Source organism: Clostridium mobile, assembly GCF_018918285.1.
GTDB lineage: Bacteria > Bacillota > Clostridia > Clostridiales > Clostridiaceae > Clostridium_AW > Clostridium_AW mobile.
The window spans coordinates 613222-638782 of record NZ_JAHLQF010000001.1; the positions used below are offsets into that span (position 1 = coordinate 613222).

Consider the following 25561-nt stretch of genomic DNA (forward strand, 5'->3'; position numbering starts at 1 on the left):
AAAAAGAAGTTTATCTTTGCGCGAAACCTTCAATGATTTCGCGCATTTATTAATTAAATCCTTTACTGTTCCATGGAGACAATATCAATACTTTGAAATCTACTCTTTAATACCAGCTTACGTAAAAAAGAATTATACATAAAGGGACATTTCAGTAGTTTTAAAAAGATCTTCAAACGAATATTAAAAGTTTTTAATCTATATTTTTTATTGACATTTTTACTATGAGCATTTAACACTTCACTCAAAATCCGTGCGCTGTTGATAGCTGAACTTATTCCCTCCAGTGAACTGGGGCTGATAAATCCCGCAGCTTCCCCAATCAAGAAAGCATTGTCCTTACCGCAGCAAAAATCATTGAATTTAGACGGTCGAAGCACCATACAGGCCTCGGTTTTCATAGGCTCTCCAAATCGGAATCCAATTTTCTCTAGATTTTTTTTCTGATCTTCAAATCGTTTCCGGGAATTATCCATGGGAAATGCGCCACCAAAAATAAACTGATTGTCCTTAGATATGGACCAAGAACAGCAGTCGGTATTTTCCGAATCAAAAATACAGGAATAAAACGGATTGGCATGTGTTTCTGGAAACCATTGCTGGATTGACATATAAGTACGTATTTTCTTTTTGGGATAAAGAATTCGGCGCACCAAGGAATTAGCGCCGTCTGCCCCCACCAGATATTTGGCGATGATGACATGTTCCATACCATTTTCATGAAAAGTTACCTGGTAACCTTCCGGTATTTTTTCAACGGCAGAACAACGAGAATTGTTGTGAACCTCCACATGATTCGGAATAAGTGATTTCATCCATAAATCAAATTTATGACGATCAAGATTAATATAAAATCGTTGATAATGGCGAATGAGATTATTTTTTAAATCTATAGTTTTAACAGCAAAAATCTGTGGATCTACCATTACATCCTTTGGAATGGTCATATCTAACTTTGCCAATGCTTTCTGTGCGTCGGAAGAGAGCAATCCACCGCAAGGTTTCTGAAATCCGTTTTCGATAGATTCTTTTTTATCTATGGCAATAATTTTATATTTTTTAGAAAGCAGCCGCGCCAGTGTAGATCCAGAAGGCCCCAACCCTATAATTGCAACGTCATATGTCATAATCATTACTTTTTTCATCTTTATTTACCATTCTCTAAATTATTTTCTTCCCTATACTCTAAAATATCTCCCGGTTGGCATTGGAGTATTCTGCATAAAGCATCAAGAGTAGTAAAACGAAAAGCTTTTGCCCTCTGATTTTTAAAGTTTGATACATTTGCCATTGTCATTCCTAATTGTTCTGACAACTCTGTTAAAGACATTTTACGTTTTGCCATCATAACGTCTAAGTTAACTATAATCATATTTGATTTCCTCCTTTTTAGAATGTCAAATCATTTTCTTCTTTGATTTCAGCAGCTCTTTTAAATATATTAGACATTAACAAACACAAGAATCCCACTGTTATGGCAACAAAAGTTACGATTATCAAAGGTATCACAGTTATTGCATATAGATAGAAATCAAATACTACGTATAAAAATATGTTGCTCAGAATGTAAACAACCACTTCTGCAAATGCACAAATGGCAATCACTTTAAATTCATTTGATATAATTGGTGAAAAGGAATTTTGGCCCGTAAGCAATTTACAGATTTTTTTCAACTTAAATAAGGCTATTACATAAGGAGCTGAACAGGCATAGATACATGCTGTCAATATCCACTTCATATTTGGAACTGATGGTTTCATACCTGAAATTTTTATAAGTGCTGTCAGCACAAGTGGAGTGCCTATAAGTGTAAGAATTGTTAAAATGATTCCTATAATAACTAATCCATTTAATATTTTTGAAGTTGTTCTCTCTTTCATAAAAGTACCTCTCTTTAAAATAGTTTTTGTTCATTATTTACACCCTTATTATATATCAACATTTCAATAATTACAATAATTATTTATCGTTATTCTTTATGTTTTTATCGTTTTAGTCAATGACTCTTTTACTTAGTGTAGAGGTAATTTATAGCACTTACCTATTTTTACGATTAATGTCATCCTTTATCCACTCTAACGCGAAAGATGATGGACAACCTCACCAATCTGAATACATTTAGTTACATAATATCCCTGTGAATGCAATCACATTTCCTAAAAATGGATCATATGATAATGTTATAAGCTTATGAAAGGAATGAGCAATATGTATAATGCTTATAAAACATATCCATGCCCTTATTTCGTAAACACATCAATGTATAACCCGAACATTATGTATAATGCTTATAGGACGCATCCATGTCCTTACTGCGTTAATACATCAATGTATAACTCAGACTTTTCAAATCACTTTACTAATCAATATATTCCTTTTACTGATGAGATGGAGTATGATTCAAGATTTGATTTTTCACAATCAGTAATGGATAATAGTTTAATTGAATTGAAGGATTATGGACCAGAACCTTTTGTAGTTAATATTGAGGAAGCTACTAAGCAAAACAATAATTATCGTACCGCTTTGTGGACAGGGGACCATTTGCAAGTTACTTTGATGAGCATCAATGTTGGGGATGACATAGGTTTAGAAGTTCATCCCACACTTGATCAATTTATACGTATTGAAGAAGGCCAAGGACTTGTTCAAATGGGTGATAGAAAAGATAGGCTGAATTATCAAAGAAAAGTATATGATGACTTTGCAATCATGATACCTGCTGGTAAATGGCATAATGTAATCAACACAGGTAATAAACCACTTAAATTGTACGCTATCTATGCGCCACCTGAGCATCCACATGGTACAGTTCATAAAACAAAAGCAATTGCACAAGCTGCTGAAGACCACTAATACCAAAAGTGACTGTGAAAAAGTCCCGTAAAAACAGCTTTCTAGGGTAAAATCAAATTATCATAGGAGGCTGCTTTTTATGACAAAAAGAAAGACATAATAAAAAGATGCTGTATAAAAATTTGTTTCTATACAGCATCTTTTTTTTATTTTATATTATTTAAGTTTGTTAATTATTTTGCAGCTTCTTTAGCTGATGGAAGAATTACTTCTACTTCAGAGTGTGGACGAGGAATTACATGAACTGAAACTAATTCACCAACACGTTGTGCTGCTGCAGCCCCAGCATCAGTAGCTGCTTTTACAGCACCTACATCGCCTCTTACCATAACTGTTACAAGACCACCACCAACATATTCTTTACCGATTAAATAAACATTTGCAGCCTTAACCATAGCATCTGCAGCCTCAATTGAACCAACTAATCCTTTTGTTTCGATCATTCCTAATGCATCATATTTCATTTTAAAATCCTCCTATTTTCTTTCATTTTTATTTAATAATTTTATATTATAATTTTTATATTATAATCTTTAATTTTTATGTTATAATTTTTACTTTTGAACCACAAGCAATGTTCATGGCATTTGCTTCTTCAGTATCAATATGGCATTCAAGTTTAGAAGCATCATTTGCTCTAATAACTACATTGCTGTAAATGCCACCTCTTAGGTCATCAAACTTGATAGAAACTATCTGACCATCAGAAACACCAAAGTTTTTAGCATCTTCTGGTGTCATGTGTATATGTCTTTGAGCAACTATTAAGCCTTCTTCAATCTGAACTGAACCCTTTGGTCCAATTAATGTAATTCCAGGTGTATTACATAAATCACCAGATAATCTTGGATGTGGAACGGCACCAAGCTTAAAGCAATCTCCAGCTAACACTTCAACCTGAGTTTTACTTCTTATAGGTCCAAGAATTCTAACTTTTTCAATTGCACCCTTTGGTCCACAAACTGTTAAAGTCTCTTTGCATGCATACTGTCCAGGCTGTGATAAATCTTTCATCTTTGTCATCTGATAATTTTCGCCAAATAGAATGTTTAAATCTTTCTGTGAAAGATGTATATGTCTATTTGAAACACCTACTGGAACTTCATCTGAATCATTTTTTACATCTGTATTAGCTTCGTTAGCTTGTACAGCTTCCAGTAAAAGCTTCAATATAGTTTCACATCTATCCATTTAGATTTCCCCCTTCATAGCCTTTACTATCTGATTAACTAATTTCATAAGCTCTTCATTGTTAGTAACTGCGCTATTATTGCTATTATTAGTATTACTATCAGTGTTATTGCACTTTGATGCAGCTACATATTCAGCAGGACTTAAGGTTCCACATTGATTTTGTGTAGAACGACAGTTATCAGCAGTCTTTATTCTATTAAAAGTTGGATCAGCAGAAGCTAATGTTGCACAATCCTTCAAGCCATAAGCAACTCTCTTTATATTAACTAAATGCATTGGAGTAACATTTTCAGATACTGAACTGCCCCCCCAAGTACCACAGCCAAGTGTAAATGATGGTATAAGACCTGTGCTTGCACCTGTTCCACCTTGACTGCCTCCAGTATTCACTAAAATACGTGCAGCTGGTTTTTTAGCAAATTTCATTACTATATCTCTATCTTCAGTATGAATGCTCATTGTATGTCCGATTCCATTTTGAAGTAATTGAATACTTAACTCACATGCTTCTTCCCAGTTCTTTGCTGTATAGAAGCCAAGTACTGTAGTAAGCTTTTCAAAGGATAATGGATATCCTTCCCCTACGCCCTTCTGTTTACCAATAAGTACCTTAGTTCCTTCTGGAATAGAAATTCCTGCAGCTTTTGCAATAACCTGAGGAGATCTACCAACAAATTTAGCATTCATATTGTGTCCATTCTTAAACAACAAATCACAAACTTTATCAGTTTCCTCTGCTGTCATAAAATATCCACCTTGTTTTTTAAATTCTTCAACAACCAGATCATGATTACACTCTTCGCATATGATTGATTGCTCTGATGCACAGATTGTACCATTATCAAATGTCTTACTTGCAATTATATTTCTAACAGCCTGCTGAACATTAGCACTTCTCTCTATATATGCCGGAGAATTACCTGCGCCTACTCCAAGTGCAGGCTTACCAGCACTATAAGCAGCTTTCACCATGCCTGGACCACCAGTTGCTATAATGATAGCAACTTCCTTACTCTTCATCAATTCATTTGTTGCTCCAATGCTTGGCATAGAAATGCATCCAATAATATTTTCAGGTGCTCCTGCTTCAATAGCTGCCTCATTCATCAATTTAGCTGCTTTAATTGTACATTCTGCAGCAGATGGATGTGGTGAGAATACTATAGCATTTCTAGATTTAATTGCAATCATAGACTTAAAAATAGTAGTTGATGTTGGATTTGTAGATGGTACTATTCCCATTACTAGTCCAACTGGTTCTGCAATTTCAATGAGCTTATTTGCCTCATCTTCTTTAATTACACCAATAGTCTTCATATCTTTTATTGCATCGTACAAAATTGTAGATGCTAAATGGTTTTTATAAGTTTTATCCTCAACTTTACCAAAACCAGTTTCTTCTACAGCCATTTGCGCTAAACATGCTGCATTTTCTTCGGCAACTTTAACCATATTGCGTAAAATTTTATCAATTTGTTCTTCACTATAATCAGCAATTTTTTCTGTCGCAATTTTTCCTAAGCGCGCAAGATTTCTTGCTTCTTGTATAGAGCGCAAATCTCTATCGAAATTTTCCATTTTATCATTCCTTCTTCTTACAATATTTGTGTATTAAAGTTATTTGTAGTATGCTCTTATTTTAGTAATTAGCAACTTCTTACTTGCTTTTGAGATTACTTCATCTGTAATCTTTAAGTCATTATATTGGCGAGCTAAATTTCTAAGTTTTATTAACTTAAGCTTATTTAGCACTTCAATAGCTTTTTCTATTCCATTATCTTTTACTAGTTTATCTACAGTTTCCTTCTGTAAATTTTTTAAGTCCATTTCTGAAGAATCAGTTTTATTTCCGCCTTTTGAATTCTCATCAACTGGGTTATCCATTATTACATTTGACTCACCAGTATGATTAGAAATCTCTTGGATATTTTCAGTATCATTGTCATTATTATTCAAGTTATCTATACCTATTGTTGTATCTTTAACTTCAACCATACTGTCTAATTCTTCATGTGAATGTGGTATTACATTTTCTGAAGAATCAGTGTTATTTTCATCTTTTGAACTCTTATCAATTGGATTGTCCATTATTACATTTGATTCACCAGTATGATTAGAGATTTCTTGGATATTTTCTGTTGTATTTTTAATTCCAATAATACTGTCTAATTCTTCATGTGGACGTGGTATTACATGTTCTGAAACCAGCAATGAACTATCAAGTCTTTTAACAGCTACAACACCAGCTTCTACAGCTACTTTTACTGCACCTACATCTCCAGTTACTGCTACTGAAACAAGCCCACCACCAACATAAGTTTTATCAAAAATGCTAACATCTGCTGATTTAAGCATTGTATCTGCACTTTCAATTGCTGCTAGCAATCCTCTTGTTTCTATTAATCCAAGTGCCTTCATAGCTTAATCCTCCTAAAGTTTACTATAAAAGATCCGCCCAGTTTGCAGGATAAGTAGTATAAAATATCCTTGCTTTATCAGGTGAACCCCAGACCACCTTAGAGCCTGATGGTACAAATACTACATCACCAGGATATGCAGTATAAGTCTTTCCATTGATTTCTATTGTTAAAGTTCCTTCAATAACGTAATCAATTTCTTCATAGGTCAATTCCCAATCAAAGCGTGAATTTTCTATTGTTAAAAATCCAGCACTCATCTTAGATTCTTTCTTGCTAACTAATTCTTGATAGTAAGCTTTTGCATTTGGATTACCTGTATCAAATACGTCCATTTTAACCGTATTACCTCTAACAACCTTTAAGCCTCCTTTATCACTTTCAGAAACATAAGGTGTATTAGATTTGTTTAAACAATTAATCATTTCTTGCAAAAGACCTTTATCCATCATAGTCTTAAAGAATGTTAAAAGCATTTCACCATCCATTCCATCTACAGAAAGTTTTGGTGATTCAACTGATTTTATTTCACATTTAGGAGCTTCTATAGTGAATTCTATATTATTAGCCTTTGCTAAATCTCTAGCTGATGGTGTAATAATTACATTGTTATCAATATAAAATTTTGTTCCACCCTGTTCTATTAAGTCTTCAACATCTTTTGCAGCAATCAACCTCTTCACTCACTCACATCCTTTCATTATAAAATAAATTATATATATGGTTATATCTTTTGAATTTATTTAAAATCACAATCTTCATCAATGATTCCTACAACAACTGCATCCACTGGCATATCATCATCACCTAACATTCTGCGAGCTGAGGAACCAGTACATACGATTACTCTATCGCCTATGCCTGCACTAATAATATCTACTACTATTAGTCTTCTTCCTTCATTAATGCCACCAATCTCCTCAGCTAGCATAAATTTTAATCCACTAAGTGATTCAGCTTTTCTAGTTGCCCATATATTATCAATCAATCTTGCTGCTATCATAATGCTTTTCCTTCTTCCATCTTAATTTTAATTTCCTTAACTGCTGATTCTACGGAAGCTGTATCTCCGAAAATCGCAATTAAAATCATATTCTGCGGGCAACTTCCTCTAATATCCTCAACTGTAACTCCAACAGCTTTTTCTGCAATATCCGCCGCATAAATCATCTCTATCATTCTTCCTTGAACAAGGCCAACTGCATCAACATTATTTAAATCTGTTTTACAATTTGCTCCCATACGTCGTCTTAGAATATCTTTAGTCCCTTCAGAAGGTGATTTTATAATTCTAAACTCCATATCTATTTACTCTCCTTATTCAATAATTTCTTTTGTGCAGCTAAGAGCTATCCCTAAAGGTGTAACAAACATTGGATTTTGAGGTTTGTGTGTATATATTCCTGTTTGTTTTTCAATGACCTCCTCTATTCCAGTTAAACAACAAGTTCCACCTACTAAAGAAATTTCTTTAACATCATGTCCTTTTATATGATGATTGATAATAGATGATACCTTTTCAACTACAGGCTTTAACACCGGAAGTAATTCTTTATGTCTTCTATTATCTCTTTTAAATTTATCTGCTTCTTCAAAAGACATACCATATGCACCTGAAATAACTAATGAGAAATGAGTTCCACCAGTTGGTTCATCAGCTACATACACAACTTTTCCATTTTTTAATATAGAAATACCTGTTGTTCCACCACCTATATCTATAACTGCTCCATTTTCAATTTTAAGCACTCCATTTGCAGCAGTAGGCTCGTCTAATATGCTTGTTAATTCAAATCCAGCTGCTTCTACTACATTTTTAATAGCTCCTGAATCTAAAGTATTCGTTCCTGGTGGAATAGCTGATGCTGCATAAAGCAGCTCTGTACCTAACTTTTCCTCAAGCTCCTGCTTTAATTCTCTTACGATCTTAACTGCTCCAATATAGTCAACTACCATACCATCACGAACTACATCTGCATATCTATAAGCTCCTGCAACTGGTCTGTAGTTTTCATCTAAGACAGCCAGTACCACGCATGCAGTACCTAAATCAACTCCTGTATAATAAGTCGATGACTCCTTTACAATTGTTTTATTTATAACCTCTTCAAAATCATGAATGAGCTTATCACAATATTCAAAACTTAATTCTTTCTCTGACATCTTTTTCCTCCAACAATTGAACAAATCATTTGGGATAGTAAGTTAATAATTGAATTTATATTTTTAATAACGTCCTTCCCTAAATTATTGTCATCCTCTTCATATACTTCAATCACATATGGATCTAGTTCATGAAGGGCACAACGAAGTGTATGCAATTTTAGAATTTCCTTGCTTTTTTCAAGTTGCACATAAAACTCTGTAATTTCAAAGCAGTCATCAATGTCATTATAAAAATTAGTTGAATTCATTCCAGCGCATTCTTGACAACTAAGACTCTCTAATTGGCTTTTTCCTTCTATAAATTTTCTAATATTTGTAACTTTCTTACCTAAAGCAATAATATTTTGTGCTAAGATAATATCTTCATTTAAAATATCACTACTTGTTACAAGGAATAGCGCCTCCACAGATTTTAATTTATAACAGAGCTTCTTCTTATTGTTGTTGTTTTCTACTGCCAATGTTTTTGATTGCTTAGCTTCAGGAATTTTTTTATTATTGCATGAAACCTCATTTAACATTTTTATACCTCTATCAGACAGATATTGGCGTGCTCCGGGTGTAAGGCGCTCTCCCTGGTTTAATTGATAGGTATTAAAAGGTTCTTTCTTATACAAATCTCTTAAATACTCTTCAGTGATAAATTTCATCATTGCCCCCTTTGCTTTACCCTTCTCCAAATAAATATTTTTTTAAAGCATCAATGCCTATTCCCTTAGAAAAGCTAATATGAAAATATGGCTCTGGAACTCCTATCATTTTTAGCTGCCTTATACAATTTTCTTCGTTTTCTGGCATTAAGTCACATTTAGTTACCACTCCTATTACAGGGCATGTAAAGGTCCTTGCAAATCCATGGGGATACACATCTGTACATCTAGATTGGTCAACTAAGATTAATACATGAGATGCATCTTGGGCTGCTGCAATTATATGCTTGTACATCCAAGGATTCTCTATATATGATCCTGGTACATCAATAGTATTTTCACCATAAATCATATCCTGTGTTCTTCTTAATTCACCATGATAATTGTTTAATTCATTTACTAATGTAGTTTTACCAGATCTTGAAGGACCTATTACCATTATGCGTTTCTTTCTCATGTTCGTGTAATAGGAGCGGTCGTAAATCCAAGTAAATTCTTCAATGTATCATTTACAGCATTTAGTGCCGTTTCAACGCTTTCTACATCCCCATTTATAACTACAGATCCCGTAAAACGATCTAAAAATCCAATTTCAATATCTGCAACCTTTGTTGCAATGTCTGCTGCTATAATAGCAGTTTCATAGGGACTCAAAGTTAGAATCCCTATGGCTCCCTTTTCATCAATTCCTAATCGTTCGTAGATATCTGGCATGGGTGAGGCAATAACATGAGCGATTGTTATTTGCTTACCTGGTACTGACTCTTGTATAACACGTTGTATACTTCTATCAAGAAACTCTCCCATAAACCTTACCTTCCATTATATTATTTATTTGAAATTGTTTAGTGACGAATCACTTTAACAGGTAAATCGTATTTTTTAATCCAGCTCTCAATTCTATCTAAATCTTCATTATTTAAGCTTGGATCTCCTTCGATTGGATATTCAATTCCTAGCTGCTTATATTTATTTACCCCCATCTTATGATATGGTAGTAAATCAATTCCTTTAAAATTCTTATAATCTTTGAAAGGCATTAAAAATTCCATAGCATTTTCAATGTCATCTTTACAATCATTTACACCTTTTAGTAAAGGCATTCTGATTTTAACATTGTATTTGCGGCGAAGAAGTTCCTTTAAGTTCTCTAATATCTGTTCATTTCTCACTCCAGTTAACTGAGAGTGTTTATCTGAATCAATATGCTTTAGATCAAATAAGAATAAATCTGTAAATTCCGCCGCCTTCAATACTGTTTCCATTTTTGCATATCCACAGGTTTCAATTGCAGTGTTTATGCCTTCTTGTTTGCATGCCATAAGTAAATTACAAGCAGCTTCTGGTTGCATTAAAGCTTCACCACCACCTAAGGTAACACCTCCACCAGAAACCTCATAAAAGGTTATATCTTCTTCAACAATTTCAACAAGCTCAGAAATAGTTTTAACCTCTCCTGCTATAGATAATGCTGATTTTAGACAAGCATCAACACATTTTTTACATCCAGTGCAATCAATATTACGATTTACCTCATGTTTTAGGCTTTCGTTGGAAATAGTATGTATTCCAACCGGGCAAACAGAAACGCAAGCACCACAATTGACACACGAATTGCTCTTAAACATAACTCTATATTTCTTTAGCAGTCCTTCAGGATTAGCACACCATTTACAGCGAAGTGGACAACCTTGAAAAAATATTAGAGTTCTTACTCCTGGTCCATCATACATATTATATTTTTGCACATTGAAAATTGTTGCTTTTCGTTCGATTATACCTAAGTTTTTATTACCCATACTATTCAATCTCCAGTCTCTTTTATTCCTTAGTAATTTCTAAAATAGTTTCTTATATTTTAGAAATGTGTTAGCATTGTTCTACTAATTATCTCATCTTGAACATCTTTACATAACTCAACGAAGAATGCACTATATCCTGCAACACGAACAATTAAATCACGGTATTGCTCTGGATGTTTTTGTGCTTCAATTAGAGTGTTATTATCTAAGTAGTTAAATTGAACCTCACCAATTCCAAGGGTACAAGCACTACGTAATAAAGTTATAATACCTTCTTCACCTTCTCTTGTATCAAGAAGTCCGGCTATAAGCTTAAAGTTATGAACCATACCAATATTCATATTGTCACAAGCCATTTTTGATACAGATTTAATTATTGCTGTCGGTCCCTTAAAGTCTGAACCCTGTGATGGACTTATACCATCAGACAATGGCATCCATGCTCTACGTCCATTTGCTGTTGCACCAGTTAACTGACCGAATGGAGTATTATTTGAGATTGATAGAGTACCATGGCTAAGTACTGAATACAATGTCTTATATTTACGATGTTCCATTTCAGTAAAGTTAATTAAATCAGCAGCAATGTAATCTGCATAATCATCATCATTTCCATACTTAGGTGCTTCTAAGCAATCTTTTCTAATCTTTTCATATCCAACAAAATCTGTCTTTAGGGCTTCATTTAATTCTCTTAATGTGTATTTCTTTTCTTCAAATACTAACTTTTTAATAGCAGCCATAGAATCAGCATAAGTTGCTAGTCCACTCCAGATTACTCCTGGTCCAAAGTTATACATGGCTCCACCAGCTTCAACACCTCTACCCTTTTCCATACAACCTTCATACATGATAGACATTAAAGGTTTTGGAGCAAGATCCTTATGAACACGTTGAGAAATTACAGTAGCAACACTAGTCCACTTAGTTATATATTTAATTTGTTCCTTAACTGCATTTTCAAATTCTTCATAAGTTCTAAAATTATCTATATTGCCCATGTCTGGACAAACTTGTTTTTCATACCAAAGAGGTACACCATTATTAAGTACAAGTTCAATACATATTGGCCATTGAGTGTATCCAGTAGATGTCCATTGATATAATCTACCTGATTTTTGTGGCTCAACGCATCCCATTAAGCAGTAATCTCTTGCATCTTCAATAGAAACTCCTTTGGCTAACATCATTTTTATATGAACATCATCAAAATGACAAGCAGGGAATCCCATTCCTGCACGAACCACATCAACTATCTTTTTAAGATATTTATGAGGTGATTTCTTATGGATACGGCATGCTAAGGATGGTTGATAAATTTTAACATGACGAACTGCATCCATAAGTAAGTAAGTTAAATCATTAGTAGCATCGCGTCCATCTCTTGTAACACCACCAACACACATGTTTACAAATGGTTGATATCCAGCAAAGAACTTAGAACCACCTTCACTTGTAATCCACATCATTTCAGACATTTTAATAAGCATACAACCAGCTAATTCAAATGCTTCAAAATCATTCATTCTACCTGATTCAATATCAGCCTTATATAATGGATACATGTATTGATCCACACGTCCTATGGACATACCTGTCTGATTTTCTTCAACTACTAATAAAGACTCTATAGTCCAAACAGCCTGAATTGCTTCCCAGAATGTACTTGGTTTATGAGCTGGTACTCTTGCATTAACTTCAGAAATTTTTTGTAGCTCTGCCTTACGCTTAGGGTTTGTCTCTTTAGCAGCTAACTGTGCAGCATACTCTGATAAACGTTTAGCGTAAATCATTACACCTTCTGTAGTATCAATTACAGCCTTATAGAAATATATTTTTTCTATATCTTCTGGATTTTCATAATTAAGCTTTGCAAGATTATCCTTTGCTTCTTGTTGAATATCTAGCATACCCTTTTTCATTAAAATTACATCATATCCTGGGTTTGAATCTCCTCCTCCATTAATAGCATGATAGGAACAGTCTGAAACAAATGATTCACCTGAAAGCTCCCAAACACCTGCTTCACGATACTGATCTTCGCAGTATTCATCAACAGATTTACCTGCCCAGTATGGGAATAGCTCTTCACGCATAATTCTCTTATCTTCTTCAGAAATATAGAATGGATCTTGAGAACGATTACCGATAGTGTCAATTTCATCAACCATCCACCTCCATGCAATATCAGGAGAAAAAGCTCCTGCACGAGGTGCACCACAAGGAGCTCCTACGATCAATTCATTATCCTGAATTACTAAAGGTGCAGTTTCGCAACAATATTTAAAACACTTAGCACGTAGTAAAATCTTAGGCATACCAGGATTTTCTTTAGCTATTTTGGTAATAGCTCTTGCACGATGTGTTGTTATTGTTGGAACATGTTTTAAATAATTTTCCTTTAATTTTACTAAACGCTCTGTTATTCCATCTGGAATTTTATCACCTTCAGTACTTGCTAATGTTCTTTTTGCAGGTTCTTCCTTTGCAATTTCTTTTGACATGCCCTCAAATATCTTCATTAAACACTCACGCTCTTCAGAAGACATATTTTGAGTAGCTTCCATAAATTTATTTGAAAATTCACGAATATCCAAATCCATCCCCCTCATTCTTTACATATTTTTCATATTGATGATTTAATTTTTTATTTTAAATTTTCCATTAATTTTTTTAACACCTTTTCTAAAAATTCTACATTATCCAAATCGCAGCTCTCTTTTGCTTCCATGTCCTTAAGTAAAGGTGTATTTACTTCTACTTTACCGTTGACGATTTCATCTATTGTACGCACTCCATATCCAACTTTTCGGATATATATTAAATTCCTTGGTGAAACATTGTCAGCTGTCATACCGTGACCTGCAGAACCACTACCTAATGTCATTGAAGGAAATAAATTAGTGGTTGCTCCCATACTTCCTAAAGCTCCAGGTGTATTTACTAATACTCTACCTACTGGTTTCTTTAGTGCAAATTGACGGATAACTTCCTCATCTCTTGAATGTATAACTAGAGTATGTCCATGTCTTTCACTTAGTAATAATTCAATACATTTCTCACAAGCATGCATCCAGTCATCTTCAATGTAATATGCCAGTACCGGACAAAGTTTTTCCCTAGAGTAAGGATTATTTTGTGAAACATACTTTTGTTTTGAAATAAGAACTCTTATATCACTAGCTACGCTAAAGCCTGCTTTTTTTGCCAATTCTTGCGCTGATTTACCAACAATATCTGGTTCAGGACTTCCATCGTTACGGAAAAAAAGTAACGCAAGCTTACTAGATTCTTCTTCACTCATAAAATAGGCACCGTTTTTTTCTAGCTCTCTTTTCACTTCAGATTCAATGCAACTATCCACAACAACCGACTGTTCAGCTGCTGAAACAAGTCCATTATCAAAGGTTTTACTTGCAATTATATCTTTAACAGCTTGTGTTATATCTGCTGTACGCTCTATGAAGGCTGGTCCATTACCAGTTCCCCCATATATTACTGGTTTTCCAGATCTATAGGCTGCTTTTAGTAATCTTGGTACTCCAGTATTTATTATTAATGAAGCATCCTCATGGTTCATTAACTCTAATGTCCCATTAGTTGTAACATTATGAAGATATGCAAGTGCTCCTTCTGGTAGACCATATCCTTCAGCCGCACGAATTAAAATATCTAAAGTTCTTGAAATAGTATTCTTAGCTCTTGGATGAGGTGAGAATATAATTGCATTTCCTGATTTTATTGCAATTAAAGCCTTATATATTGTGGTAGAAACTGGACTTGTTGATGGACAAAGGGCAATTATTACCCCCATAGGTACACCTACGTCCATAGTTTTATTCTCTTCATCCTTACTAATTATTCCAACACAATTCATGCCTTTCAGTCTACTACTTAAATACTTACAAACAAAGCTATTTTTTACATACTTATCTTCCCATTTTCCATAGTCTGTTTCATCATTAGACATCTTTGCAAGCTCACAAACATGCTTTTTTATCTCTTCAGTCATTCTTTCAACAATTTCATCAAGCTTTTCTTGTGAAAAAGTTGCCAATTTTCTTTGAGCTTCACGGGCATTTTCAACAAGAATTCGTGACTCTTGTATGGAGAGTAAGTCGTTATCTATTATTCTCATTTTTTCTCTCCTTTCCTTTGAAAATAACTGTAATATACTCTTTTACTTTTAAGGCATTAAATTAGTAATCTTATAACGTTCAATAATCTTTTCAAGATCTTGATGGGGTCTTGCAATAACAACTGAACTATAAAGATTTCCACCTTCCATGTCCTTAACTGCTTTTACTCCAGCTTCAACTGCCGTTTTACAAGCTCCTACATCGCCACGAACAAGTACTGATATGTATCCTGATGCAACGTTTTCGTAACCTATAAGTTCAACATCAGCGGCTTTGCACATAGCATCTGCTGCCTCTAAAACAAATACTAAACCAAAAGTTTCAATTAATCCTAAAGCTTCATACCTTGGCATTTAAACATCTTTCCTTCCCCTAAATTATGAATCTATGTCATGCACGGAAACAATATCTCCAACTTCTCTAATAGGACGTGGCATAACATTTTTTGCTGTTAATGTACCTATGGCAGCAGCTGCTTCAGCACCTGCCTCTACAGCAGCTCTAACTGCTGCTACATCACCCTTAACCATAATTGTAACTAGTGTTGATCCAACGTTTTCATAGGATATCAATTCAACGTTTGCAGCCTTTAACATTTTATCAGCTGCCTCAAGTGCTGGAACTAACCCTATTGTTTCCACAAGACCTAATGCTTCATCACCGTAATATCTCATTTAAAATCCCTCCTCCCCTTTCTAAATCTAAAATGAAGATGCATTAATCTTTAATATATTTATTTATTGTAGCTGCTCCTTCTGCTGGTGCGTGATAATAAACTCTTAGTTCACCACTTTTATTCATATCAAATCTTGTTTCTTCAAGAAGTCCATTTGCTTCAGCTGTCATTAAGGCTGTAATTACAGCTTTCTTATTAAGAGCTTTGAATTTACCATATTCACCTTTTAATGCTTCAATCACATCATCAGCACAAGCTTCTTTTACAATAGTGAAATGTTTTAATATAGCATAATTAAGCGGTTTCATAATGGTCTACCCCCTTCTTTCTAAATAGATCCATTGGATTCATAGCAATAACTAAAATACCAAAAATCATTAATACAGCTGCCGCCCAAACTATAGGAGGTAAAGCCCATCCGCTCATACCTGCAAATACTCCAAGAACAATCCAGCAGCAGAATGGACCCCAGAATGAAAAAGTACCATTACATGCCATACCAAGAGCTGCACCACACATACTATTACCGTTATACCAGCACATGTATGAAACGAATGCGCAAAGACCACTTAACACAAACCAAATCATAGCAGGACCGCTTGTAAATGCACTAATAGTTAGACTAGTTGAGAACCCAATACCATCACCAACTACCATACCGAAAATAGGAACTAGAATTATCAAATTTGCTAATCCTGATGTTGCTTGACGTATTGTTATCCCAATTTCTGAGTCAATCATTGATGTACCATATCCAGCAACGCATCCTTCAAATCCCCATCCAAGAGCAGCTATAAAAGCAATGCCTAGTCCTAGAAGCATTCCTTCTGGAGCATCTCCTGCAAGGCTTGTACTACCAATTAGAAAACTTGCAGCAACACAAATTCCAATACCAGTCATCATGCGTTTGTTTAATTCTTGTTTAAATAGCACTCTTCCTAATATAGCTCCAATAGCTGGACAAAGAGCAGTAATAGGAATAACAATAGATCCTGCCATTTGAAGACCAACAACATAAGCTGTACTTGAAATTGGCCCTCCTATAAGAGCTGCTAGAATCATTACTTTTCCTGGAGTTGTCTTAAGGCATCTGAAAAAATCACCAAGTTTTCCTTTTACCCCTGCATAAGCTAGTGCCCAAATAGCACTGCATGTATCATTTACTGCACTCCCTAAGGCCCCCAACAAATATGTAATTACAATCACTGATAAACCCGCGGTATTATCGCCATACCAATCGGCCCAAACCCCCTTGGTCATGCCAAGTGTCATAAATGCAGAATAAAATCCATACATAAGACCTGAGAATAATGCGATTGAAATACCTTTTTTACGGAAATCAGATGATAGCTTTTTTTTAGCAGCAATTGCAGACGCATTGACTGCTCCTGACATTTCATTCATAAATAAAACCCTCCCACTTAGTCCTTATCATATTCCGTTATATAATCATTAAATAAAGATTTATAATAACCCCTTTAAACTTTAAGATTGTTATAATTTTGTATATGGATGTTTTTATTTGTCTTGAAATTAACGAATAACTTTTTATTAGTCAATATTATAACCTTTTCCCTATAGGGGAGAGTCAATATTATTTTTCTGAATTTTTTAAATTTTATATGTGTAATTTTTTACTAATATTTTCCTTCTCGATTAATACTTTACTTAATTATGATTAAGCTTGGTGTATCAATGCTTGAAACAGTATTGATTATACTTTGAAATTATAGTAAATAATACCAAACCTTAAATTTGGACATAAAAAAACATTTTAATTAATAAATTTTTCACAATTTATCTCTTAAAATGCTTTTATTTGTAATCTATACATTCCCCTTAGGGGAACGTTTTCATTTAAATACTCATTTTTTTCCCTTATTAATCTTAACCATTACTTCTGTTACAAACTCATCAATGTTTTTGGTTGTCCAATAATCAGTAACATATCTTTCATATGACTTATCTTCATATTTATATCCATTTTTCTTTGCCCAATCTTTTATTTTTTTATATGTTTCACTAATTGTCTCGTGTGACCCAACATGATAGCAAGAGGCTACCATAAATCCTCCAAATTTAACTGTCTCACTCTCTTTACATTTTAATATTGTTTGCTGCATTATTTTCATTTTATTACATTTTCCGTTCATTTTATCTTCAAAGGATGGAAAATGTATCATTACAGGACCAGTTATTGCATTATTTATGCTTTCTATATAATTAGTAAATTCTATATTTATTATAGAGTCCATATAATCATAATTGAAATCTTGATCTAAGTATATCATTTTACAGTTTTCCACATATTTTACTGACACTTCTTTAATATCATTTTCTATAACCGTCTGTGCTTCAACTATAAGATCGTACCAATCTTTTATAGATTTAATCTTTAAACTTATCTCATTTTCTAACTCTTTAAGCTCATCTATTTTGTTTCTAAAGCTTTTTTCAAAAATTGAATAGGTTGTTCCTTCAAGTAAAGCCTTCATTTCCTCAAGTTTAAAACCACTTTGTTTGTAGTATTTTATCATTGGTACAGATAATAAAGTTTTTTTGCTATAATATCTATAACCATTTTTATCTGATACCTTATCAGGAGATAGTATTCCCATTTTATCATAAAATCTAATGGCTTTTTTTGATAAATTACATATCTCCTCAACTTTTCCTATACCATATAGTTGATTTTTCCCCATAAAACAACCTCCCTCATTTTCCCAAAATCAACTTTAATGAAATGCCGTTGCATATCATTCATTTATATAATTTTACTTAATATTAAGGTTATTTTCAATATACACCTTATATACTTTCCATTAATGAAAGTATGTAAATGCAGGGCATTCCCGTAGCAAATGACAGCATTCTAGATGTATCAACCCTATCGAAACCTATATATGTATATTTTAAACTGCCTTAAATTGATAAAATTTTTTGTTATATTTATTTTAACTAAAAGATAAATATAACAAAAAACCACTCATTTCGAGTGGCTTTAATCAAACTACTTAGTTCCTATAACCCTATCTAAAATATTTAATAAATCTTCATTTGTTGCTTCCCTAGGATTTGTAGCTGTGCAAATATCCTTCATAGCAGCATTTACTATCTCTTCTTTTACTTCATCTAGTAAGCTCAAGTCAGCGCCTTGTTCCTTTAGCGTAGTAGGAATCATCAATTTCTTTTGCAACTCAATAATGCATTTAATTAAATTGTTAACTCCAATAGTTACCGTAGAAGCGTGTAAATTCAATAGTTTTGCCAGTCTCTGATATTTTTTAGCAGCTATTTCATAGTCTTTATTATAAACATTTCTATCTAATTTAGCGTTATATTCTATTACATGAGGAAGTATTATCGCATTACTTCTTCCATGTGATATATGCAGTTTGCCACCTACTGCATGTGCTAAACTATGTGTAATACCAAGTCCTGCTGAGTTAAATGCCATACCTGCCAAACAGGATGCATTATGAATCTTTTCTCTTGCCACCAAGTTACTTCCATCAGCAAAAGCCTCTGGTAAAAATCTAAATGCTAAAGTAATTGCTTTTTCTGCTAAAGCATCTGAAAAATCATTAGCATCTTTTGAAACATAAGCCTCTATAGAATGTGTAATTACATCCATTCCCGTATCTGCTGTAATAGCTTGAGGTACAGAAACTACAAGTTCAGGATCAAGTATTGCTACCATAGGAAGTAGTGATTTATCCGCTAAAGCATATTTTAATCCTTCTTGTTTATTAGTTATTACTGCATATTGAGTAACTTCAGAGCCTGTACCACTTGTAGTAGGTATAGCAAAACACTCTTCTATTTCAACATGTGACCCCAAAGATTGTTTTGAATACTCCCTTATGGCCTTAGCAGCATCAATTGATGAGCCACCACCAAGAGCTATCATAATATTTGCATTACAAGATTGTAATGTTTGGATACCAGCAGCAATAATTTCTACTGTAGGATCTGGTACTACATCACTAAATACTGTTACCTGACAATCAACTAATTTTTCCTGTATTTTTGCAGCCATGCCTGAAGATTCTATGAATTTATCACATACAATCATTACCCTTTTATTTTTTATTTCACTTAGTCGACTTAAAGAACCTTCTCCAAAATAAACATTTGTACTAATACTAAATTCCTTCATATATTTTTCTCCTAATTTTTAAATTTATAAAATATGAATGATTTAGTTATTCTTTAATTCACAATAAAATAATTAACATACAACATAACACAATTATAACAATTCCATAATAAATCTTTATTTATTAAACTATACCACAAGGAAATAACAATAGCAAATACTTCTGACTTTTCTGAACTGCGGTTTTTTTATTTACCACAGGTCGTTGATTTTTATATTTAGCTTACATGCATAATATAAAAATTATTGTATCATTTCTTTTTTAAGTCTTCTAACTGCCAAGATAAAACTGCCACAGCAAAGTAATAAGAATGCACCTATTACAAATAATAAGTACTGCCACTCAATTGTACTTCCTAAAATTAAACTTCGTATACAATTTATAACATGAGTAAAAGGATTTATAATTATTGCTATTTTTAAACCGCCTGATATGTTATTCATTGAAAATAATGCCGTACTAGTAAAGAAAATAGAAAGTACGATAAGATTCATAATGGTTTCATAAATAACTTCATTAGGCAAGCACAAACTAATAGCATAGGATAGCCCAGACATAAAAAATGCCGATATGAAGATAAGAAATATAATTAGAAGAACTCCTGTAAATCCTGTACCTATACGGACTGACAGAAACATAGACACTACAAGAAGAATGCTCATCTCAACTAGTGAAAGTAAAACAGCTTCTAGCATTTGCCCCAGCACAATAGAACTTCTGCTAACTGGTGCTATTAGCATCCTGTAGAAACTTCCTTTTGATTTCATAATAAAGTTAAGATAGCCACCACTACTACAGCAAGCAAGTGTAACAAGCATCATAATACCAGGAAGAATAAAGGCAGTATAATTACCTCCAGACAAATTCTGCATAGACTGTTCTGCCATGGCCCCATATAATAAAAGCCATATGAGAGGCTGTATTATCGTAAGAATAATAGAAATAGGATTTTCAAATCTCCACTTCATATTACGCCATAAAATATTAATCGTTTCCACCTATTTCTCTCCTTTCCGTCTCTGTTAACTTCAAAAATACATTTTCAATACTTGGCTGTACAATCTCAATCCCCTTAAAAGAAATATTATTTTCCAAAAGCCATTTATTAGTATTTTCAAAAATCTTTCTATCATCATCCACATCAATAAAAATTGAATTTTCACGAATGTTTATGGAGGAAAACATATTTGTTTTTGTAAGTAATTCGGCACAATTTCTTGTTTTATCTATATCAGAAAAACCAATTCGTAAAATGTTTTGATGTGTATATTGACGTAAATCACTAGGCTTTCCCTGTATGATTTCACGACCTTCCTTCATAATGCAAATTGTGTCACTAAGTTGATCAGCTTCTTCAAGATAATGGGTGGTCAAAAAAATAGTTGTGTTAAAATCATCTCGAATTTTCCTAATAATTTCCCACATAGCTTTTCGGGAACCAATATCCATACCAACTGTTGGCTCGTCTAAAAATAGTATTTGAGGATAAGAAACCATATTCATCGCAATATCCAAGCGGCGTTTCACTCCTCCAGAATATGAGGCAACGGGATATTTTAAATACTGTGACAATCCAAAACTATCAATTAAATCACTGATTCTATTTTTTGCAGTAGTATTATCAACTTTGTATAACCGACTTTGAAATATCATATTTTCCATTAGCGACAGATGTTCATCGATAGAAATCTGTTGTGCAACACAAGCAATATGTGTACGAACCCATGCAGGATCTTTACATAAATCTTTTCCTAAAATGATTACATTTCCAGAAGCAGGTTTATAAAATGTTGTAAGAATGTTGATAAGTGAAGATTTACCTGCACCATTGGGACCAAGTAAAGAGAAAATTTCACCACGGTTTACTTTTAAACTTAGTTCATCCAAAGCTTTAACGCCATTCTTATATTCTTTAACCAATTTATTAACTTCTATTGCCAGCATTTTATTCCCCCTCTTTTATTGGAAACAAAATTTCTGTAATATACTTGTTGGGATTGCCCTTTAAAAACATTCCTGGTCCTTTGATAAACACTTCTCTGAATGGAGGTTGTAATGTCAAATTATGCTCTTCTGCATATTTATCAATTTCTACATATGCGTTATGCATGGTTTCATAAGAACCTATATGAGTAGCGCAAACTACTTTGATACGGGGAAATTCCTTTACTTCAACACCACTTGCTGTCGGTATTTCAGCAGTTGGAACACAGAGTTCGAGTTCACCAATCTTGGTTTTAGGGTCTATAGCATAGTAGTTGAAAAAAGGTGCACCATTTGCTTTACCTCCAATGGATTTAAATACATTTGGAAATACTTTATTTGCCTCGGTGACAATGCCTTTATATCGCATAAATGCCACCCTTATAGGCTCAATATCTCTAATTTCAATTTGATAATTCACTCCCATTCCTCCTCTTTTTCTTTTTTTACCGCAATCCAAACTTCTGCATAACCACTTTTAGATTGCTGATCATCAATTGGGTAAACCTCTATATCTGGTAGTTCAGCATACGTATACCCTGAGAAAGGAATCCATTCCATAATAAATCGCTTGAAAATAGTCTGAACAGATTCCTTAAAGTATCCGTTACACTCAAATATTACCCAAGTAGCTTGCGGTATTTCAAGTTCATACATTCCATGGGGTATAGGTATATCTGTTTCCGTTGCAATGTAGTAATAAATGTTTTCTGGATTTGTATAGGCAGTAATACCAAAAATATTATTTTTAGATGGATTTGCTAGTTTGCAAATTTCAGAAAGCATTGTACTTCCCAGCATCTTATTCCAGAATTTCGGCACAGTTTTCTGGTTTTCTCCCATATCTTCTTGTAATGTAGTCCTTGCACCAACTACTCTAAAAGCTTCTTTTTTTTCAATTCTATATCTCATACTTTCACCTCCTGTAACAGCAATCTTAAAACTGATTGGCGGATAAGACTGCAACAAAGTTCCCTCAGCACGTGCTGCTGTTGGCGAGATACCATGAACACTTTGAAACGCACGATTAAATGAGGTTGGTGAAGCATAGCCATATTTAGTGCCAATATCAATTATTTTTGTTTTGCTTGATTGTATATCAAAGGCTGCCTGTGTCATTCTCCTACGGCGAATATAATCAGATAAAGTTACATCAGATATATATGAAAACATCCGCTGAAAATAATAGGTTGAGCAACAAGCAATTTTTGCAGCTTCATCGTAGGAAATTTCACCAGTTAAATTGTTTTCTATATAATCAATAGCTTTACTTATTTGCCTGAGCCATTCCATATTTGTCACCTCCTAAAGAAAGAATATCATAATAAAAATTTTAATTCTTCTCTTTTACTGTTCAATTTTGTAAAGTTTAAAATTAGAAAATATAAAAAGAGTCCATGTTTTTCAGTAACGAAAAGCATAGACTCATAAGTTTTGCCTAACAGCAGATTTATTAAATTATATTTTAGGTTTAATTACTCAAATTTTGAATTTCAGGATATTGCGATAACAACTTCTCGTTTGCAATCTCAAGCTGTTTGTAATAATCCGAGTATGATGTACTTAGTTTTTTCATTGCTGGAATAAAAATATCGTAATAACCACTAGTGCTGTTAAACTCCTTAAGCATTTCTTGAATTTTGTAGGTGGGGGAATTTTTATACTCCTCTGACTGCTTATATTTAAGATACCAATCCAGCATTTCCTTGTTTTCAGATAAGAAATTTTCTGGATTTTCAATAGACTGCTTAATTTTTTCGTTCATCTCAATAATACTTTGTGTACTGAAATTCTTTGTGCATTCAATTAGAAATTCCTGTAAATCTTTTGGAAAGTTCAATGCGGGAACGTTATCAAGAAAACTAACTATTTCTTCATAAGCTACTTGTTGTTCTTTTGTTGAAATTGGCTCATTTAGAAAGCGTGAAAAATGAAGGGTGATAAATCGACCATAATAACCAGGAAAAGCATCTAATAGCTTTTCTGTTATTGTTTCGTTTTTTTCAATGGATTTAAGCTCCACACTTACTTCATCAAAACTTTTGCCCGTGCTTAGTTTATCAAGTAGCGATTGTTTTGCTCTTTCTTGTTTAAGTCTTAACTCTTTTTGAATGGAAAGCTTTTGTAAAGTCTCTCCATTTTCATCTGATAGTGCAATTTTAATATCATCCGTTCCAAGCCCTAATTTACGCAAAACTGCTATTTTTTTCAGTTTTTCAATATCATCAGTGGAAAAATCTCTGTACCCATTTTCTAAAATATCAGGGAAAATCAGGCCTTGTTCTATGTAATATTCAATTGCTTTTTTAGTTAGTTTTGTTGTTGTACACACTTCTTTAATAAACATAATTGTCACCTCGAAACAATCATAAGCTAGCACCCAGGGTGATAGTCAAGTGGTTTTGCAAGGAAAATATAAATTAACTCATCTACAAGAGCTACTTCTCTTTTACATATCATAATTTCAAGCTTTTGTCAAAGAGCCATGGACTAGGAGTTAACCTAACCCATGGCTTTAAATTTAATTTGGTATCCTTAACATTATTTCATTCTCTGCTACAATTTTTCCATCCTTGTTATATCCTTTAACCTTAATTTTATAGTAGGTTCCTTTGGAAAAAGTATCTCTTCCATTTCTTATATTTATAATTTTGCTAGTATTTTTTAATAGCTTTGTATAATTACCATTAGGCGGATTAATGTCAAAAGCCCAACTGGATCCCTTATCACTGTCCACCCAAGCGAAAACTCTTGTAATATCAGCAGAATAATCTCGAATTATTAAGTTTATACCAGGAGCTCCGTTGTAATTTACATAGCCCCCTCCGTCTAATTTTATATAAGATTTTGTTTCCTTATCAGATAATACAGCTTTTCTAATCTCCTCTAAGGGATAATTAACTCCAGGGCAATTGGAAGCTCCTACTTCTCTATGGCCATATATTTTATTAATCCCATATTTGTTACATAAATATTTACATAAATCTATTATAGTCTTCTTTTGTACCTCTGGCATTGTTTCTTTCATATAGCTTCCTTCTGCGCATATTCCTAAACTGTTTTGATTAAATCCACTCACATGGGATCCTACTGCATTTTCTGGTCGTCCTCTCCATATGCTTCCATCTTTTCTAACTAGATAATGGTATCCACAGCCAGCCCACCCATTATCTAAATGCCATTTATGAATATCTTCTATACTGCACTTTGAAGCTTCTGCATGATGAAGAACTATAGACTGTGGATTGTTACTATAGGATAAATTTTTAAAACTTAGATTAGATTTATTTATTTTCATTATTTTAACCCTCTCCTTTCTGTTCTCTACTTAATCCGCTGATTAGCATATACGGTTACCCCTGTAACCAATATGCCTTGTATAACTGCATTTATATTAAATCCCATTAAGGCTATAACTCCTATTGTTCCAAAGAATAATATCTCATATATTAGACTACTTTAACATTAAACCTAAGGTATAAAGAGCAGGTATTAAAATTAATCCCTGTTCTAAGAT

Annotated in this window: 31 protein-coding genes; 1 reads left to right on the top strand and 30 read right to left on the bottom strand. The window is 33.4% G+C overall.

What is annotated here, in order from left to right; genetic code table 11:
* Nucleotides 1-62 precede the first annotated feature (62 nt).
* The 3 genes from KQI86_RS03055 to KQI86_RS03065 are packed head-to-tail and all read right to left on the bottom strand — an operon-like array spanning nucleotide 63 to nucleotide 1881.
* Nucleotides 63-1133: an FAD-binding protein gene (locus KQI86_RS03055; protein ID WP_216438302.1), complete on the bottom strand. Its 1071-nt coding sequence runs from the start codon at nucleotides 1131-1133 to the stop codon at nucleotides 63-65.
* A gap of 14 nt (nucleotides 1134-1147) precedes the next feature.
* Nucleotides 1148-1372, bottom strand: a complete 225-nt coding sequence (locus tag KQI86_RS03060) for a helix-turn-helix domain-containing protein (protein WP_216437683.1) — start codon at nucleotides 1370-1372, stop codon at nucleotides 1148-1150.
* A gap of 17 nt (nucleotides 1373-1389) precedes the next feature.
* On the bottom strand, nucleotides 1390-1881 hold the full coding sequence (locus KQI86_RS03065) for a DUF2975 domain-containing protein (protein WP_216437684.1): 492 nt from the start codon (nucleotides 1879-1881) through the stop codon (nucleotides 1390-1392).
* 328 nt (nucleotides 1882-2209) lie between these two features.
* On the opposite strand from KQI86_RS03065, the gene KQI86_RS03070 reads away from it, so the two are divergent.
* Nucleotides 2210-2857, top strand: a complete 648-nt coding sequence (locus KQI86_RS03070; RefSeq protein ID WP_216438304.1) for a cupin domain-containing protein — start codon at nucleotides 2210-2212, stop codon at nucleotides 2855-2857.
* Nucleotides 2858-3030: 173 nt separating this feature from the next.
* Here the strand turns inward: KQI86_RS03070 and eutM are convergent, their stop codons facing one another.
* From eutM to KQI86_RS20620, 27 genes are all read right to left on the bottom strand, one after another.
* Nucleotides 3031-3321: an ethanolamine utilization microcompartment protein EutM gene (eutM, locus tag KQI86_RS03075; RefSeq protein WP_216437685.1), complete on the bottom strand. Its 291-nt coding sequence runs from the start codon at nucleotides 3319-3321 to the stop codon at nucleotides 3031-3033.
* Between the two features lie 76 nt (nucleotides 3322-3397).
* Nucleotides 3398-4048 carry a phosphate propanoyltransferase gene (locus tag KQI86_RS03080; RefSeq protein ID WP_216437686.1) on the bottom strand — a complete coding sequence of 217 codons (651 nt, stop codon included), beginning with the start codon at nucleotides 4046-4048 and terminating at the stop codon, nucleotides 3398-3400.
* The gene (locus tag KQI86_RS03085) at nucleotides 4049-5629 is read right to left on the bottom strand and encodes an acetaldehyde dehydrogenase (acetylating) (RefSeq protein ID WP_216437687.1); all 1581 of its coding nucleotides are present in this window, start codon (nucleotides 5627-5629) and stop codon (nucleotides 4049-4051) included.
* Between the two features lie 39 nt (nucleotides 5630-5668).
* Entirely contained in the window at nucleotides 5669-6469 is an 801-nt protein-coding gene (locus tag KQI86_RS03090; protein ID WP_216437688.1) for a BMC domain-containing protein, read from the bottom strand.
* A gap of 22 nt (nucleotides 6470-6491) precedes the next feature.
* Nucleotides 6492-7151 (bottom strand): cupin domain-containing protein, encoded by a 660-nt coding sequence (locus tag KQI86_RS03095; RefSeq protein ID WP_216437689.1) that lies wholly within the window; start codon nucleotides 7149-7151, stop codon nucleotides 6492-6494.
* Nucleotides 7152-7207: 56 nt separating this feature from the next.
* Nucleotides 7208-7471, bottom strand: a complete 264-nt coding sequence (locus tag KQI86_RS03100) for a EutN/CcmL family microcompartment protein (protein ID WP_216437690.1) — start codon at nucleotides 7469-7471, stop codon at nucleotides 7208-7210.
* Nucleotides 7468-7770, bottom strand: a complete 303-nt coding sequence (locus KQI86_RS03105; RefSeq protein WP_216437691.1) for a BMC domain-containing protein — start codon at nucleotides 7768-7770, stop codon at nucleotides 7468-7470. The genes KQI86_RS03100 and KQI86_RS03105 overlap by 4 nt, the downstream gene beginning before the upstream one ends.
* Nucleotides 7771-7785: 15 nt before the next feature.
* Nucleotides 7786-8631 (bottom strand): ethanolamine utilization protein EutJ, encoded by an 846-nt coding sequence (eutJ, locus tag KQI86_RS03110; protein ID WP_216437692.1) that lies wholly within the window; start codon nucleotides 8629-8631, stop codon nucleotides 7786-7788.
* Nucleotides 8613-9287, bottom strand: a complete 675-nt coding sequence (locus tag KQI86_RS03115; protein WP_216438306.1) for a cobalamin adenosyltransferase — start codon at nucleotides 9285-9287, stop codon at nucleotides 8613-8615. The genes eutJ and KQI86_RS03115 overlap by 19 nt, the downstream gene beginning before the upstream one ends.
* Nucleotides 9288-9300: 13 nt before the next feature.
* Nucleotides 9301-9741, bottom strand: coding sequence for a EutP/PduV family microcompartment system protein (locus KQI86_RS03120; protein ID WP_216437693.1), 441 nt, complete (start codon nucleotides 9739-9741; stop codon nucleotides 9301-9303).
* Nucleotides 9738-10091 carry a BMC domain-containing protein gene (locus tag KQI86_RS03125; protein WP_216437694.1) on the bottom strand — a complete coding sequence of 118 codons (354 nt, stop codon included), beginning with the start codon at nucleotides 10089-10091 and terminating at the stop codon, nucleotides 9738-9740. Before KQI86_RS03125 ends, KQI86_RS03120 begins: the two co-directional genes overlap by 4 nt.
* Before the next feature lie 38 nt (nucleotides 10092-10129).
* Nucleotides 10130-11083, bottom strand: coding sequence for a choline TMA-lyase-activating enzyme (gene cutD, locus KQI86_RS03130; protein WP_216437695.1), 954 nt, complete (start codon nucleotides 11081-11083; stop codon nucleotides 10130-10132).
* A gap of 59 nt (nucleotides 11084-11142) precedes the next feature.
* Nucleotides 11143-13683, bottom strand: coding sequence for a choline trimethylamine-lyase (gene cutC / locus KQI86_RS03135; RefSeq protein ID WP_216437696.1), 2541 nt, complete (start codon nucleotides 13681-13683; stop codon nucleotides 11143-11145).
* A 50-nt stretch (nucleotides 13684-13733) separates the two neighbouring features.
* Nucleotides 13734-15224 carry an aldehyde dehydrogenase family protein gene (locus KQI86_RS03140; RefSeq protein ID WP_216437697.1) on the bottom strand — a complete coding sequence of 497 codons (1491 nt, stop codon included), beginning with the start codon at nucleotides 15222-15224 and terminating at the stop codon, nucleotides 13734-13736.
* 48 nt (nucleotides 15225-15272) lie between these two features.
* A complete protein-coding gene (locus tag KQI86_RS03145) occupies nucleotides 15273-15578 on the bottom strand; it encodes a BMC domain-containing protein (RefSeq protein WP_216437698.1) in 306 nt (101 codons plus the stop codon).
* A 24-nt stretch (nucleotides 15579-15602) separates the two neighbouring features.
* The gene (locus tag KQI86_RS03150; RefSeq protein ID WP_216437699.1) at nucleotides 15603-15899 is read right to left on the bottom strand and encodes a BMC domain-containing protein; all 297 of its coding nucleotides are present in this window, start codon (nucleotides 15897-15899) and stop codon (nucleotides 15603-15605) included.
* A 43-nt stretch (nucleotides 15900-15942) separates the two neighbouring features.
* Nucleotides 15943-16209, bottom strand: coding sequence for a hypothetical protein (locus KQI86_RS03155; RefSeq protein WP_216437700.1), 267 nt, complete (start codon nucleotides 16207-16209; stop codon nucleotides 15943-15945).
* Nucleotides 16196-17305 carry a hypothetical protein gene (locus tag KQI86_RS03160; RefSeq protein ID WP_216437701.1) on the bottom strand — a complete coding sequence of 370 codons (1110 nt, stop codon included), beginning with the start codon at nucleotides 17303-17305 and terminating at the stop codon, nucleotides 16196-16198. The genes KQI86_RS03155 and KQI86_RS03160 overlap by 14 nt, the downstream gene beginning before the upstream one ends.
* Before the next feature lie 461 nt (nucleotides 17306-17766).
* Nucleotides 17767-18603, bottom strand: coding sequence for a MerR family transcriptional regulator (locus KQI86_RS03165; RefSeq protein ID WP_216437702.1), 837 nt, complete (start codon nucleotides 18601-18603; stop codon nucleotides 17767-17769).
* A 308-nt stretch (nucleotides 18604-18911) separates the two neighbouring features.
* Nucleotides 18912-20060: a 1-propanol dehydrogenase PduQ gene (locus KQI86_RS03170; RefSeq protein WP_216437703.1), complete on the bottom strand. Its 1149-nt coding sequence runs from the start codon at nucleotides 20058-20060 to the stop codon at nucleotides 18912-18914.
* Between the two features lie 243 nt (nucleotides 20061-20303).
* Nucleotides 20304-21059: an ABC transporter permease gene (locus KQI86_RS03175; RefSeq protein WP_343216130.1), complete on the bottom strand. Its 756-nt coding sequence runs from the start codon at nucleotides 21057-21059 to the stop codon at nucleotides 20304-20306.
* Nucleotides 21046-22005, bottom strand: a complete 960-nt coding sequence (locus KQI86_RS03180; RefSeq protein ID WP_216437704.1) for an ABC transporter ATP-binding protein — start codon at nucleotides 22003-22005, stop codon at nucleotides 21046-21048. Before KQI86_RS03180 ends, KQI86_RS03175 begins: the two co-directional genes overlap by 14 nt.
* Before the next feature lies 1 nt (nucleotide 22006).
* Nucleotides 22007-22471: a GyrI-like domain-containing protein gene (locus KQI86_RS03185; protein WP_246582634.1), complete on the bottom strand. Its 465-nt coding sequence runs from the start codon at nucleotides 22469-22471 to the stop codon at nucleotides 22007-22009.
* A complete protein-coding gene (locus tag KQI86_RS03190; protein ID WP_216437705.1) occupies nucleotides 22462-23337 on the bottom strand; it encodes an AraC family transcriptional regulator in 876 nt (291 codons plus the stop codon). The genes KQI86_RS03185 and KQI86_RS03190 overlap by 10 nt, the downstream gene beginning before the upstream one ends.
* A gap of 178 nt (nucleotides 23338-23515) precedes the next feature.
* A complete protein-coding gene (locus tag KQI86_RS03195) occupies nucleotides 23516-24391 on the bottom strand; it encodes a MerR family transcriptional regulator (protein WP_216437706.1) in 876 nt (291 codons plus the stop codon).
* 174 nt (nucleotides 24392-24565) lie between these two features.
* Nucleotides 24566-25342 carry an N-acetylmuramoyl-L-alanine amidase gene (locus tag KQI86_RS20100; protein WP_246582635.1) on the bottom strand — a complete coding sequence of 259 codons (777 nt, stop codon included), beginning with the start codon at nucleotides 25340-25342 and terminating at the stop codon, nucleotides 24566-24568.
* A gap of 26 nt (nucleotides 25343-25368) precedes the next feature.
* The gene (locus tag KQI86_RS20620; RefSeq protein WP_246582684.1) at nucleotides 25369-25449 is read right to left on the bottom strand and encodes a phage holin family protein; all 81 of its coding nucleotides are present in this window, start codon (nucleotides 25447-25449) and stop codon (nucleotides 25369-25371) included.
* Nucleotides 25450-25561: the final 112 nt, after the last annotated feature.

Excerpts from the sequence above, each read along its gene's own strand:
- KQI86_RS03055 (WP_216438302.1), bottom strand. The coding sequence starts at position 1,133 with ATGATTATGACATATGACGTTGCAATTATAGGGTTGGGGCCTTCTGGA.
- KQI86_RS03060 (WP_216437683.1), bottom strand. The coding sequence starts at position 1,372 with ATGATTATAGTTAACTTAGACGTTATGATGGCAAAACGTAAAATGTCT.
- KQI86_RS03065 (WP_216437684.1), bottom strand. The coding sequence starts at position 1,881 with ATGAAAGAGAGAACAACTTCAAAAATATTAAATGGATTAGTTATTATA.
- KQI86_RS03070 (WP_216438304.1), top strand. The coding sequence starts at position 2,210 with ATGTATAATGCTTATAAAACATATCCATGCCCTTATTTCGTAAACACA.
- eutM (WP_216437685.1), bottom strand. The coding sequence starts at position 3,321 with ATGAAATATGATGCATTAGGAATGATCGAAACAAAAGGATTAGTTGGT.
- KQI86_RS03080 (WP_216437686.1), bottom strand. The coding sequence starts at position 4,048 with ATGGATAGATGTGAAACTATATTGAAGCTTTTACTGGAAGCTGTACAA.
- KQI86_RS03085 (WP_216437687.1), bottom strand. The coding sequence starts at position 5,629 with ATGGAAAATTTCGATAGAGATTTGCGCTCTATACAAGAAGCAAGAAAT.
- KQI86_RS03090 (WP_216437688.1), bottom strand. The coding sequence starts at position 6,469 with ATGAAGGCACTTGGATTAATAGAAACAAGAGGATTGCTAGCAGCAATT.
- KQI86_RS03100 (WP_216437690.1), bottom strand. The coding sequence starts at position 7,471 with ATGATAGCAGCAAGATTGATTGATAATATATGGGCAACTAGAAAAGCT.
- KQI86_RS03105 (WP_216437691.1), bottom strand. The coding sequence starts at position 7,770 with ATGGAGTTTAGAATTATAAAATCACCTTCTGAAGGGACTAAAGATATT.
- eutJ (WP_216437692.1), bottom strand. The coding sequence starts at position 8,631 with ATGTCAGAGAAAGAATTAAGTTTTGAATATTGTGATAAGCTCATTCAT.
- KQI86_RS03115 (WP_216438306.1), bottom strand. The coding sequence starts at position 9,287 with ATGATGAAATTTATCACTGAAGAGTATTTAAGAGATTTGTATAAGAAA.
- KQI86_RS03120 (WP_216437693.1), bottom strand. The coding sequence starts at position 9,741 with ATGAGAAAGAAACGCATAATGGTAATAGGTCCTTCAAGATCTGGTAAA.
- KQI86_RS03125 (WP_216437694.1), bottom strand. The coding sequence starts at position 10,091 with ATGGGAGAGTTTCTTGATAGAAGTATACAACGTGTTATACAAGAGTCA.
- cutD (WP_216437695.1), bottom strand. The coding sequence starts at position 11,083 with ATGGGTAATAAAAACTTAGGTATAATCGAACGAAAAGCAACAATTTTC.
- KQI86_RS03140 (WP_216437697.1), bottom strand. The coding sequence starts at position 15,224 with ATGAGAATAATAGATAACGACTTACTCTCCATACAAGAGTCACGAATT.
- KQI86_RS03145 (WP_216437698.1), bottom strand. The coding sequence starts at position 15,578 with ATGCCAAGGTATGAAGCTTTAGGATTAATTGAAACTTTTGGTTTAGTA.
- KQI86_RS03150 (WP_216437699.1), bottom strand. The coding sequence starts at position 15,899 with ATGAGATATTACGGTGATGAAGCATTAGGTCTTGTGGAAACAATAGGG.
- KQI86_RS03155 (WP_216437700.1), bottom strand. The coding sequence starts at position 16,209 with ATGAAACCGCTTAATTATGCTATATTAAAACATTTCACTATTGTAAAA.
- KQI86_RS03160 (WP_216437701.1), bottom strand. The coding sequence starts at position 17,305 with ATGAATGAAATGTCAGGAGCAGTCAATGCGTCTGCAATTGCTGCTAAA.
- KQI86_RS03165 (WP_216437702.1), bottom strand. The coding sequence starts at position 18,603 with ATGGGGAAAAATCAACTATATGGTATAGGAAAAGTTGAGGAGATATGT.
- KQI86_RS03170 (WP_216437703.1), bottom strand. The coding sequence starts at position 20,060 with ATGAAGGAATTTAGTATTAGTACAAATGTTTATTTTGGAGAAGGTTCT.
- KQI86_RS03180 (WP_216437704.1), bottom strand. The coding sequence starts at position 22,005 with ATGCTGGCAATAGAAGTTAATAAATTGGTTAAAGAATATAAGAATGGC.
- KQI86_RS03185 (WP_246582634.1), bottom strand. The coding sequence starts at position 22,471 with ATGGGAGTGAATTATCAAATTGAAATTAGAGATATTGAGCCTATAAGG.
- KQI86_RS03190 (WP_216437705.1), bottom strand. The coding sequence starts at position 23,337 with ATGGAATGGCTCAGGCAAATAAGTAAAGCTATTGATTATATAGAAAAC.
- KQI86_RS03195 (WP_216437706.1), bottom strand. The coding sequence starts at position 24,391 with ATGTTTATTAAAGAAGTGTGTACAACAACAAAACTAACTAAAAAAGCA.
- KQI86_RS20100 (WP_246582635.1), bottom strand. The coding sequence starts at position 25,342 with ATGAAAATAAATAAATCTAATCTAAGTTTTAAAAATTTATCCTATAGT.
- KQI86_RS20620 (WP_246582684.1), bottom strand. The coding sequence starts at position 25,449 with ATGGGATTTAATATAAATGCAGTTATACAAGGCATATTGGTTACAGGG.